Below are 12,029 nucleotides of genomic sequence, written 5' to 3'. Positions count from 1 at the left end.
CTTTATAACAGACATCCGCAGTGGCAGTTTGTAATATTATGATGCCGTTCTTTCAAGCTATCAGCGCTTATTCCAACCAATTCACTTGGCGCTCACAAATAGATTTCAACTGTGCTTTTAGCACTTTTCCACTAGCGTTTTTGGGCAAGTGTGTATGAAATAAAAAGGCTTTCGGCACTTTATATCCCGCCAAACGCGCGCGACAGAAATCTCGTAACTCTTCAGCACTCGCTGTCATCTCATCGCGTAACACCACGACCGCGGTAACAGCCTCTATCCAATAGGGATGAGGCAGTCCCAATACCGCGCATTCCAAGACAGCCGGATGAGTATAGAGCACATCTTCAATTTCTCGGCTGGCGATGTTTTCGCCACCGCTCTTTATCATGTCTTTTTTACGGTCTACAACCGTCAGATAACCTTGTGAATCGATAAATCCCACGTCGCCGGTATGATACCAGCCGTATCGAAAAGCCTCATGTGTTCGTTCCGGATTATTATAGTACCCCTGCATGGCATGACTACTTCGCAGCACAATTTCACCCAATTCTCCCCGTTTTACTTCCCTTTCATCATCATCAAGCACGGCCATTTCCACATTAATTCCGGGTTTTCCTACAGATAACGGACGCGTTAATTGCTCTTCAGGAGGAAGACTTGTTGCAAACGGTGCCATCTCCGTCATTCCATACATATTCCAAAAACGAATCCATGGCATTTTAGAACCCAATTCCTTCAATACCTGCGTAGGCATAATAGCGGCTCCATAAACTGCTTTAGTCAATGACCGAAGTCGTTTTGGCTGAAACTGGGGTGAACGCAATAGTCCAATCCAAATTGTAGGCGGAGCGAAAAATTGCGTTACGCGGTAGCGTTCAATGAGGTCTAGTACCCGCGAAGGTTCAGGTTTTTCCGTCAAAACATGCGTAGCCCCTAAATATAAAAACGGTCCAAAAAATGCATTTAACTGAGCACTATGAAACAACGGCAGAGCGTGCAAGACAACATCATCCGATCGAAATTCTCCGGCCATGATTATACTGACGAATTGATCAATGAGATTGCGGTGGGTTAAAATCACTCCTTTAGGGCGGGATTCAGTCCCACTTGTGTAAAGAATTTGTGCAATATAATTGTCATCCACGTCACTCCAATATTCGTCCTCTTGCTCCGCGAAAAGTTGATCCCACGATAACCATCCCGGTGCCGCACCATCCAACAGTGCTTTGAATTGTACAGAATTCTGTTGGGGTAGCGCTGCCTGCACCCGGTCTTTAATTGCCGCATCCGATACCACACCTGAAATCTCTGCATTACGAAAAATGTACATGAACTCGTCTTTGGTGAGTGTCGGATTAACCGGAACAACCACGACCCCCATTTTGGCAAGAGCCAAAACAAGTGTGAGAAAACGAAGCGAATTACGAGCCACCAAACCGATATGCTCGCCACTACAGATTCCTATAGAAGTTAAGCCAAAGGCTAGACGATTCACTTCGCGATTCCACTGCGCATAACTCCGCATCTCGTCGCCAAAGTAAACTGCAGTTTTGTCAGGAGAACGACCAGCAACCCGGCGTAATAAATCGCCGAGCGTATTCCGACGAATCTGATTCTGCCACCTCATCATATCATCGAACATCATTAGCTAACCTTCTTTCCCTGCTCTTGCTCACGAAAACGAACGTCAAAATCCTGGAAAGTTTGCAAAAGCAAAATGTTCTCTACCATGTTTTGTACAAATTTTCCAATCATTTAACAACTCTTTTTAGGAATTTTTTATTAAATTGAGATCATCTCACACGACATACCCGTGATGAGGAGACACTGAACAAGTGCAAAACATCTCCTTATCACGTCCACGCTATTCTTTAGAAGGATCAATCGGGGCCACAACAATGCGAGCCTTTCCTGCCGCTTTAGCATCCAACACAGCTAAGTCCGCTTGGTGCATGACTTGAGAGACGTTCGTTCCGTGTACAGGAGCCCAGGCAATTCCAATACTGGTTGAGCCCTGAATTGTCGCGGAATCAAATATCATCGGCTGCGATGTGACAAGAGCGATCCGTTCCGCAATAGACCACAAATATTGGTAAATATCTTTAGAGTCGAGATGAGGGAGAACGACCACAAACTCGTCGCCCCCCAGGCGAATAATATACCGGGGTTCGGGGACAGTGATAGAAATCCGGCGAGCAAGCTCACAAATTGTCAAATCACCAATTCGGTGACCCCATTCATCATTAATTTGCTTCATGTTATCGCCATCAATAAAGACAATCCCCCATGTACTCCCTAGTTCAATCGCATCAAAATGCAGATATTGATCGTAAAACACCCGGTGATAGACACCGGTGAGGGAATCCATGAGCGCAGATTGCTCAATACCTAGCAATACGCCTAACAAATGCGCGACCATCACAATGGTGCGATATTGCTGGTCGCTGAAAACATAAGGCGCATCGTGCACGGCACAGACGGTGCCAAAAATCGTGCCATCGGGGCTCATAATGGGGCTGCCCAGATAAGCTAAGACGGATGAATCTTGCGCTGCACTAAAAAGCGCATGTTCCCGCGTATCGGAAATCATCAAGGTTTGTCCTGTGCGCTGAACTTCTTGGCAATAAATCTGGGCCATCAGCCTCGGATAGCGGTCATCTTTTGTTTTCTCTTTGGCAATATGGGTGGAAAGCATGGTAAAGGGACTCGATGGCGCTAACACAATGAACACATCGCGCGTGGGAACCAAATCATGAAGTTCCATTAACACCTGACGTAGCGCTTGTTGTGTCTTCTCCCATGTTGCTGTCATTGTCCCGGTCCCTTCATTAAACTTCCTGCTTCTCGGCACGATATCTCTTATCTTACCTACTCGGCTTCCGTACGTTCATATTAAGACAATTGTAGCGAAGAAGTGTCAGATGAAATATGCGTAACCCATCTATTCCGCACCTAGGGAAATGATACAACTTTACTGAGTAAACAATATCGCTTGTTAGTTCAAATGTTTACCACCCGTTGCATCATTGAATCCACAACTTTGACAGAAATTTTGTCAATCCCCACAAAACATGTTGACATCTTTTGTCAAGAAATCAATAATTCCTATTAGCTTGATATGAATTATAGGAGTTGAACACCGTGGCTACTATGGCATTTGAAATCAAAACCCAGGGGAAAGGGGCAACAGGCTTTCACCGTACTCACACCGCGGAATTTTGGTCGGTTGAGCAACGTATGGGTGGCGAGCCCGAAAAGCCCAACCCACTGGAATTGCTATTAGGTTCCCTCACCGGGTGTATGAATGTTGTTCTCCAAATGGTTGCTCACGAAAAGGGTTGGACCGAAGTTCGTTCCGAATTTCATGCCCGCGGGGAACTCGATCCCCGTGGATTACGCGGAGATGCGACTGTTCCCCCATATTTTCACACCGTGATATTAGATGTTAGCGTCTTAGGAATTCCGCGTGACGACTTAGATTTTGTCCGCAAGGAAGTGGGAAGACGCTGCCCGGTTCACCGACTTATCGAGCAAGCCGGCATTCCGATACAAGAAACCTGGCATGTTCAATAACCCTCTCTATTCGGGGATAGAAAAACGCCAGATCGTGTGGAACACAATAACATCCTGTTCAGTCTCGAACATCATCGCCTGCCAACGGTATTTCCCGTTGTAAAAACTCAGGGTTCATCAGCAAATTTGCATAAATCTTTGGGACCTTTTTGTAAACGCCTATCCGTAAAGGATTAGGCGTTTATGTTATTGAGATTGCATTCTCAAGAGAAAGAACTGGCCTCAAAGAGTCGTGGCATGCTCTTTAGCATAACAAAAATATTCACGCACCGCATACTCTCAAAACCCATCACACTTGGTCGATCACAACATCCGTCATAGCTGTAGTGAAATCTTCCGTATAGGTGCCAATTTGCACTACGGTCTGCGGGTATATCACATGACTGCGAATCCACCCATTAGGATTTACAACCGAAACCAAGGTATCAATCCCTTCTTCTGAGCCCAAAATACGCGCGGTTATGCTCTCTTGCGCCGTGATATTGCCCCCAATCATTTGCCCACTGATATCCACGGACTCACCCGATTCAATGTCGCATAAGCGCGCGTCTTGCAGCGTGACAGATCCTAAACTGCGAATCATCGTGTGAACAGCGACTTTCAAATATACCCCGGATAGCTGTTCACCTTGCTCCGAGTGCTGAGCTGCATCCATATAGTGCTGAATGCCTTCATGAATACGCTCGAGCAGGGTAACATCCTGAATGTGAAACAATTGCTCTCGCTCAATCAAAGGCAAAATGTCTTCGACCAACAGGCGGAGATCCGGATTTTTTCGGTAGGGAGAACGCGACCGCATTTTCTCTAACCACTGGACCAATGAGCGCCATTCCGGAAATTTTGTTTGAACCAGCCATGCAAAAATTTTACCCGGCACAACCGGGGTCTCAGGCATCCGTTCACACACTTGGTGGTAACCGTGCTCCAATATCCATAAAACTTCATTTAATCGGCGCAATTGTTGCTGGACATCCTGATCACCCACCGCCTTATGACCTGAATAGATGACGGTTCCTTGCGTTTCGCCAAAAATCCAGACTTGTTCCTTGGCCACAATTTCCGCATTCATCACCGATCCCGTGACGATGATCTGTCCAGAAGCCACAACCGTAACTTTTCCTTGGACGTCTCCTGTGAAAAATAGATTCCGGTGAGCACCGCCGGTAGTGTTAGCCCGCCTGCGAGGTCGGCTCCACCCGCACCCGATAACCCAAGGCTTCGAGCCGGCGAATTTCCCGGCGGACCAGGGCCTGCCGATCCCGCTGATCAAAATAGGTAGCGCCCAAATCTTCGTAGACAGCCCCCGGGGTCCGCAAGATCGCATACACCGCGATCAAGATGTGGCGTCCCGTCGCCACAGCCGCGCGTTGCTTCCCGCGGCGGCCGGCGAGGCGGTGATACACCGCCCCCAGATAGGTCCGGGTCTTGCCGGCGGCGTGGCCACTTTGGGTCAAGGCGGCCCGCAGCGCTTTACTGCCCTTGCGGGTGCGCGTCGGTCGGGCTTTCCCCGCACTCTCGTGCTGTCCGGGGCTGAAGCCGGCCCAGGAGACCAGATGCCCGGCGGACGGGAACCGTTGCAAATCGGTCCCAATCTCGGCGATAATGATCTCGGCGGTACGACGCTCGACCCCAGGGATGGTTTGCAAGCGGGCGAGGGCGTCGTCAAAATTTTCGAGGCGCGTGGCGATTTCCTCCGACAGCGCCGCAATCTGGCGATCCAAAAAGGCCACATGCTGGAGCTGTACGCGGAGCATCAAGCGCTGATGGGCCGTCACCAAGCCGGTCAAGGCCTGGATCAGGGTGTCCCGGGAGGCGCGGATCCGGGGATCGGCCAAATCGGCCAGAGCCGTCGGGTCGGTCTCGCCGTCCGCCAAGGCGGCGAGAATCCGCTGGCCGGTAACGCCCAACACATCGCTGATGACGCTCCCGAGTTTGACATTAGCCCCTTCCAACACCTTTTGGATCCGGTTGGCTTCCGTGGCGCGGGCTTGCTGTAGGCTCGTCCGATAGCGCACGATCTCCCGCAGCTCCCGCTGCGGACGCGGCGGAATATAGCTGGCCTTCAACGCGCCAATCCGGAGCAACCCGGCAATCCACTGCGAGTCCTGCACGTCGGTCTTCCGCCCCGGCATGCCCTTAATGTGCTGGGGATTGACGACCATTACGGCCTCAAAGGGATACGCCTCCAACAAGTTGACCACGGGCTTCCAATACACTCCGGTCGCTTCCATCGCCACGTGCGTGACCCCACAGGATTGGAGCCAATCCGCTAACGCCAAGAGATCGGGGGTGAGGGTGCCAAACGACCGCGTCTCGTTCACCGTCGGCGTCAACACCGTGGCGACAATGACCTTCTTGTGGACGTCCAACCCGGCGCCATGAGTGACCACAACCTCTAAGTCCATGCGACTCACCTCAACGCGTGTAGAATAATCAGGCCTCCGGCAGCCTCGGAGCGCTGACGAATTCTCCTGTGCGTGCTACCCGTCGGCGCAAGCCGACGGAGCGCAACAATCGGGGGTGCTCAACGAGGCCGGACTCCGTCTCCTTCGCGAGCTCGCAGCATCAGAGAGAAACCGATCTCGGCCGAAGGCTGTCTTCAGCATAGCGCAACTCACTCCCTTTTTTCATATCCGTGGGTGCCCCGAATTCGGGGCATGGGTGTCTCCTTCAATGATTAAATCCCCATCGTAGGTCAATGTCTTTCGCACAGGGCCTACATGGATTTTTTCAGGAATCACCCGCACACTGCCAGGTTCCCACCGAACCCGACCGCTACGGGTCGCCACCAAGTGCATCCCACGTTCCATCATCTCGACACCATCACCAAGTTTAAACATATTGGGAGGAGGAGGAGTGGGGAGAATAGGCGTACCCCACACGGTAATCCCGGGATGGGAAGCCTCACCCGGAACCAAAATCCCGATAATTTCGCCAATTTCTACAAATTCTGGGCGATCAACAGCCACTCCCCGGTAATACCGAGTCTTTGTCTCTAGCGGCAAGGGTTGATAGGATTCACTGGTGCCGGAAACGGCCGGAATGCCTAGAGCCACAGTGACCGAACCTGACTTTTGTCGATTGACAAAATCCAGGAGTGCTGCATAATCCACACGATCGTTGTGAATGCCTATACGATTTAACTCGCTAAGGACCTCCTCTACGGTGATAGGTCGAGGAGATTCCATCTGAGTTTTTACCGGAATAACCAGACGGGTTGCGGGCTCCGTGGATTCAATCAGACGAGTCAGTCCCATACGATATTCTACGGTCAATACGGCGGACATGCCCGCGTCATCGACATGGACGTCGAAACGGGAAAGGGGTGGCTGGGGAATGGTGTCAATCACAATCTGATCTGAGGCTTGCACAACGATTTCATTCCCTCTGGCCTTTTGTCCATTGACTTCGACAGTAATCCCACTTTCCGCGGGCGGAACCAGGATGACAGGATATAGTCCATGGAGTGCGCGGGGATTTTGCACGTGGACATGACCATCGTCATCAATCCAAATCCGTCCCGATGCCTCGTGGCGCCCAGGCAAAAATCCGGCGAGATGACTCACCTGGTGTAATGACGTATGAAATCCCCGGACCATATTTTTCACCGTGTCCCGAATTCGTGCTATCCATGCTGGCACATAACCCACCTCATTAGCGATACGTCTTCCATTAATCTCCTTAAATCATGTAATCATCATCTAATAGATAAATGCTTCCACGTTCCCAAACGCGCCATTTGTCGATGGCCACCATAATCGCTGGCAAAAATCAAAAGCCTCCTCCATGCCCTTTTTACCGTTTTCTTTCCCCATGCATGTTCTTTGTAATTCTCACGCTGGACACTCCTGACCATAAGCGACTGGTTGATACTCCTCTTCATGGTTCATCCTGCACTCCCCGTTGATGGTCTCTCATTGTACTTGCGAGCGTTGTCCCATTTCATCCCACAACGGTTCTAGGTCCCGAGCCGGTTTCGGAGGGCTAATGAAGTACCCCTGTGCCATGTCACAGCCTTCATCTTGTAAGAAGTCAAGTTGCGCTGCAGTCTCTACTCCTTCCGCAATCACGTATAGATTGAGAACCTTGGCCATCTTAAGAATCGCGATCACAATCGCTCTATCGGTGGCACTATGGGGAAGTTGTTGAATAAAGCTCAGATCGATTTTTAAACCATCCAAGGGGAGATTTTTTAAATAGGCTAGCGATGAGAATCCCGTCCCGAAATCATCCAGGACCACATTGATCCCAACATTTTTCAAATCTCGTAGTACAGCTCGCGTTCGCTCAATATCTTGCATGGCTGTACCTTCTGTAATTTCGAGCTCAATCCACTGCGGATCTAATCCACTCACAGCCAATGCTTCTTCAACCGCCGCCATCAACTGATTGTCGGAAAACTGTTGGGCTGAGACATTCACAGCCATTTTAATGGCCCTTAATCCGGCATTTTGCCAGGTTTTGTTTTGGACACAGGCGGTTTTCATAACCCATGTGCCAAATGCGCCAATCAATCCCATTTGTTCCATAATGGGAATAAACTGACCAGGCGGCACCATCGTGCCTCTTTGCATTTCCCAGCGGGCCAGCGCTTCCATACCAATCAATGTTTTCGTCTGGATGTCAATCTGGGGTTGATAAACCAAGCGAAATTCCTGATTTTCAAGAGCCTTGGGAATTTGACTCTTCAAGCTGACCCGCAGCAAATTGTCTTGATGATATTGCGCATCAAACGAACAAATGGTGTTCCCCACAACCTCTTTGGCCTGGCACAAGGCTTCTAACGCATGGCTGAACAAGGCGTCAACATGGACGCCATCTTCAGGATAGCGCACAACCCCCATAGACACGGTTAAACGGAGAAAATCATCATCGACGAGGTAAGGACGGGTCACCGCATGAAGGATGGTGTGGGCGACCATCAATGCGTCCCGGTCATAAGGGGACCATAACGCAAATTCATCATCGGCAATCCGTGCCATTATGGCGTCACCTTGGAGACTATGTTGCAGCCGCTCGGCGAACATTTTCAGGATGCTATCCCCCATTAAAAAGCCGTGATCCTTGTTGATATCCACAAAATGGGAAATGTCCAACCAAAATAAGGTTCCCTGGGTTGTAGTGCCTAGGCTTTCTTGGATTTTTTGTTGAAAAGCCCAGCGTGTCATCAAGCCAGTTAATGGATCTCGGTCGTATTCCCCTGCCTTTTGAAAAGAAGAGGGAGTACTAGATGCATCCACATTGCCTGTCACTTCTCTAACGAGCACGAACAACAATGATTGATCATGTCCCCAACATGGAGTGGCGTGAATTTCCAGTTTCTTTAACGTTCCGATTTTATGGCGGAACACTCCCTCGCGAATATGCAGGCGACATTTCTTAAAGGCCCGCTGCAGGTAAGAATCAATCCGATCCTTGTCACTCACAATCAGATCGTAGATGGTTAATTCCTTCAGTTCATCCTTTCCATAACCCAGCATTGTTAAAAGGACAGGATTGCCAAAAACCAGACGCTTTGACTCTGGATCTACTAGATAGACACCATCGGTCATATTCATGAGTATTGTCATGGTAAAATCTTCTATCATTGTCAAACTCCTTATCATGTGCCGCTTGGGAATTGTCACCTTAAGACTTCTTCGTCTCCGTCACCGTAATTGGCTCAAATAAAAGAGAGCCAAAATGTGCTGGGTACACCACCTCTTTTCATTCACGTATCTCTAATTCATCTGGTAAATTGCCTAGAGGAAACCTCTTCACAACAAGGTCCGACAACCTCACAAAAAACCCTTTAGGGAGATAACGTTGATAACGAGGACGGAACCGTAGCCTGTTCTAATTCGTCCCATAAAGCGCGGTCGGCATGGGTAAATAAATCTTCGGGAACGTTACCATGATCGGGTGCCAAAGCCATGCCTGTGAGCAAAGACCCAAGCCCCATGTCGGTCTCAGTACGAATTTGTTGTTGTATCATTTTCGTTCGCTCGGATATCACCCGGCGATTAGCCTCGAAAAGCACTAAATAAAATCGCCCCATCCCGTCGTACGCGACGACATCTGAACGCCGAATCTGAGACTGTAAATACTCGGCCAGACGCCGGATAATCAGATAGGTTCGACCAGGTTCCTCATCCATCGTATGGACACTTCGCGGATCCCACGTGAGAGCAATAATGCCTAAGCGTGTTGGTTGCCGTTGCTGCCGCAGTATTTCTTCTTCTAACCGTTCTCGCAAATACGCCAGAGAATAAAGATCCGTATACGGATCCCAAATACTTGATTCCCGGCGTTGATTGACCCGCGCCAAGATCCCAAGAATCTGGGCAGCCATGGACTCAGAACGTTCGTAATCGGTGATAAGTCCATCAATATGACGCAAGAGTTTCGCGGGCAGTTCGCTTTGTTCCGCACGCACATAGAGATAGACTGCGGTTCCGTCTAACCGGCGGTCGTCACGTAAAACAGCACACAATGACTCGAGTTCACGCACAGGGCTGGCAGCGTTTAATAGAATCATGTGAGGACGCATGATTCGTGCTGTGCGCAATACCTGGGTTGGAGAAAACGGCATCGTGAAAATAGAAACCGCATGTTGACGGAGAGCCTTTTCCCACAACAGCGTAGGCTTATTATCCACAACGACAAGGCGATCTCCCCACACCACCTGAGCGGAAGACTCCGGTGCCATTTCTTGACCCGCAATCAGGTGACGGGGTATCTCAAGAAATTGATCCAAGCGTTGTTGAAATTCCTCTCCTCTCATGCTGCCTTGCCTAACGGTTTCTTGAACCCACTCTAAAAATCCGCGGGCTCCTGGAATAATGTCAGAATAGTCTAAGGCCACTCCCGTTCCCGCGAGTTGAAATAAATAAAACCATAATGTTCGGACTTCGCGTTCGGTCATAGGGCCCAAGGTCCAAAGATTTTTCAGTAGGGTTAAATGGTGTAGCAAGATGCGTGCACGCGTTTGAAATCGTGCGCGACTTGGATCCCATAATTTATCGTTCATGACGAGATCACCTCCTGGGATGTCACAAACCGTACCCGCAAGACGTCCGATCGATACCGATAGCCCGTGCCGATAACGGTTTCAATCGGATTAATAGAAAAATGGTCTTGAAGTTTTTTTCGCAAACGGGCAATGGCGACATCAACCGTGCGCACTTCCAAATCTAACGATTCCAAACCCCAGACTTGATCTAAGAGACTCTCCCGGGTCAGAATGACTTTGGGGGCCTTAAAGAGCACTTCCAATAACTTGGTTTCCCGGGCCGACAACGTCAATTCGTGTCCTTTAAATGACACAATTTGTTGGTCCAGATAAACCAGGAACTCATCCGCATCACGTGCCGCATCGGCAATGTGCGGCCCTGCCCGTGCAAGCCGGTAAATGCGCGATAGTAAGCGTCCAATAGCCACAGGTTTGGTCAGATAGTCACTAGCACCCATCCGAAAAGCCGCCACTTCATCCCATTCGTCGAAAGTATCGGCAATCATCACAATCGGTGTAGCAGAATGGCGCCGCATTTCCTGACAGACAATCAGCCCATGCGGATCAGAAATGCGGCGTTCCAAGATGACGACATCAATCCCACCTTGGCGTAATTCGCGAATGCCGTCGTGCCCTGTGGCAACATGGATCACCGTCAGTCCAAAATGCTCCAACGCGGCAGACCAGGTGAGACGGTCACGTTCTCTTTCTGCCACAACTAAAATGTTGATACTTTGTTGTCCCGCCATCTCAACATTCTCCTAACATTCTTGCTTCCTCAAAATAACAAGGAATGATTTCCTCTGTGCTACGGGGGAATGACACACATTTGACAACATGAGTTCGCTAGAAAAAGGGTGAGCCTTATGAATGACGATTTGTCCTTGCGGAAATCGTCGAACCCTGTCACCTATAGGGTAAACGATGGAACAAGATCATCCTCCATGACTGCGTCAAATCCCATGATTTTGAACGCATAAATCTTTGAGTTTTCACTAAAAGAGCTTATCGACTGAGAAAGTTCGCCAGTCACAATACAGAGGCGAATCACGAAATCACATCGTGTGGACTGTCCAGCTGTCTTTTATTCCTTTTCGGCTCACGTAACCTGGGTCTTTGAGACAAACACTGGGTTTTTGCAAAAGACTTCCAAAGGGATATTAATGTCTCTCTTCCCGGGGATTCGGTAGTAAGTCGTTTCCGCACGATAACTGAATGGCTTTTTGGTATCACCATCCACCATGGTGTAACATCTCGCTCAATTATTGTCATAACCATGTAACAAACCCGACATACCCACCGATTATGGTGACAGTAGTGGGAATCATAGCGGAGAGAAATTTTACGAAACGTAGTAAAGAGAAGATCATAGAGAATATGTGAGAACAAAAAATTTCTTGATGTTACAAGCACCCACATAAAAGGGAAGAAACTTATAATTTCACCCATTGTTTCGGGCAATGTC

At 49.3% G+C, this 12,029-nt stretch carries 9 protein-coding genes; 1 reads left to right on the top strand and 8 read right to left on the bottom strand.

Annotated elements, in window-relative coordinates; translation table 11 throughout:
• Positions 1-67 precede the first annotated feature (67 nt).
• Positions 68-1,645 (bottom strand): fatty acyl-CoA synthetase, encoded by a 1,578-nt coding sequence (locus B8987_RS06525; RefSeq protein ID WP_242940632.1) that lies wholly within the window; start codon positions 1,643-1,645, stop codon positions 68-70.
• 219 nt (positions 1,646-1,864) lie between these two features.
• Entirely contained in the window at positions 1,865-2,812 is a 948-nt protein-coding gene (locus tag B8987_RS06520; protein WP_084661029.1) for a sensor domain-containing diguanylate cyclase, read from the bottom strand.
• 338 nt (positions 2,813-3,150) lie between these two features.
• On the opposite strand from B8987_RS06520, the gene B8987_RS06515 reads away from it, so the two are divergent.
• Complete coding sequence (locus B8987_RS06515) at positions 3,151-3,573, top strand: OsmC family protein (RefSeq protein ID WP_242940692.1); 423 nt, start codon at positions 3,151-3,153, stop codon at positions 3,571-3,573.
• 289 nt (positions 3,574-3,862) lie between these two features.
• Here B8987_RS06515 and B8987_RS06510 read toward each other — a convergent pair whose 3' ends face one another.
• The 6 genes from B8987_RS06510 to B8987_RS06485 form a co-directional block, all read right to left on the bottom strand.
• Entirely contained in the window at positions 3,863-4,678 is an 816-nt protein-coding gene (locus B8987_RS06510; RefSeq protein ID WP_084661027.1) for a hypothetical protein, read from the bottom strand.
• Positions 4,679-4,742: 64 nt separating this feature from the next.
• On the bottom strand, positions 4,743-5,978 hold the full coding sequence (locus B8987_RS06505) for an IS110 family RNA-guided transposase (RefSeq protein WP_084661026.1): 1,236 nt from the start codon (positions 5,976-5,978) through the stop codon (positions 4,743-4,745).
• Between the two features lie 222 nt (positions 5,979-6,200).
• The gene (locus B8987_RS06500; protein WP_084661025.1) at positions 6,201-7,214 is read right to left on the bottom strand and encodes a flagellar assembly protein A; all 1,014 of its coding nucleotides are present in this window, start codon (positions 7,212-7,214) and stop codon (positions 6,201-6,203) included.
• A 273-nt stretch (positions 7,215-7,487) separates the two neighbouring features.
• Entirely contained in the window at positions 7,488-9,161 is a 1,674-nt protein-coding gene (locus tag B8987_RS06495) for a sensor domain-containing protein (RefSeq protein WP_176213170.1), read from the bottom strand.
• 203 nt (positions 9,162-9,364) lie between these two features.
• Positions 9,365-10,582 carry a diguanylate cyclase domain-containing protein gene (locus B8987_RS06490; RefSeq protein ID WP_084661023.1) on the bottom strand — a complete coding sequence of 406 codons (1,218 nt, stop codon included), beginning with the start codon at positions 10,580-10,582 and terminating at the stop codon, positions 9,365-9,367.
• Complete coding sequence (locus tag B8987_RS06485; protein WP_084661022.1) at positions 10,579-11,313, bottom strand: response regulator transcription factor; 735 nt, start codon at positions 11,311-11,313, stop codon at positions 10,579-10,581. The genes B8987_RS06490 and B8987_RS06485 overlap by 4 nt, the downstream gene beginning before the upstream one ends.
• Between the last annotated feature and the right edge of the window lie 716 nt (positions 11,314-12,029).

The sequence above is a fragment of the Sulfobacillus thermosulfidooxidans DSM 9293 genome, from assembly GCF_900176145.1.
Lineage (GTDB): Bacteria > Bacillota > Sulfobacillia > Sulfobacillales > Sulfobacillaceae > Sulfobacillus > Sulfobacillus thermosulfidooxidans.
Note: the sequence above shows the minus strand (reverse complement) of the source record. Positions and strands in the feature narration are given on the sequence as shown.

Coding starts and splice junctions, on each gene's coding strand:
- B8987_RS06525 (WP_242940632.1), bottom strand. CDS start 1,645: ATGATGTTCGATGATATGATGAGGTGGCAGAATCAGATTCGTCGGAAT.
- B8987_RS06515 (WP_242940692.1), top strand. CDS start 3,151: ATGGCATTTGAAATCAAAACCCAGGGGAAAGGGGCAACAGGCTTTCAC.
- B8987_RS06495 (WP_176213170.1), bottom strand. CDS start 9,161: ATGATAGAAGATTTTACCATGACAATACTCATGAATATGACCGATGGT.
- B8987_RS06520 (WP_084661029.1), bottom strand. CDS start 2,812: ATGACAGCAACATGGGAGAAGACACAACAAGCGCTACGTCAGGTGTTA.
- B8987_RS06490 (WP_084661023.1), bottom strand. CDS start 10,582: ATGAACGATAAATTATGGGATCCAAGTCGCGCACGATTTCAAACGCGT.
- B8987_RS06485 (WP_084661022.1), bottom strand. CDS start 11,313: ATGGCGGGACAACAAAGTATCAACATTTTAGTTGTGGCAGAAAGAGAA.
- B8987_RS06505 (WP_084661026.1), bottom strand. CDS start 5,978: ATGGACTTAGAGGTTGTGGTCACTCATGGCGCCGGGTTGGACGTCCAC.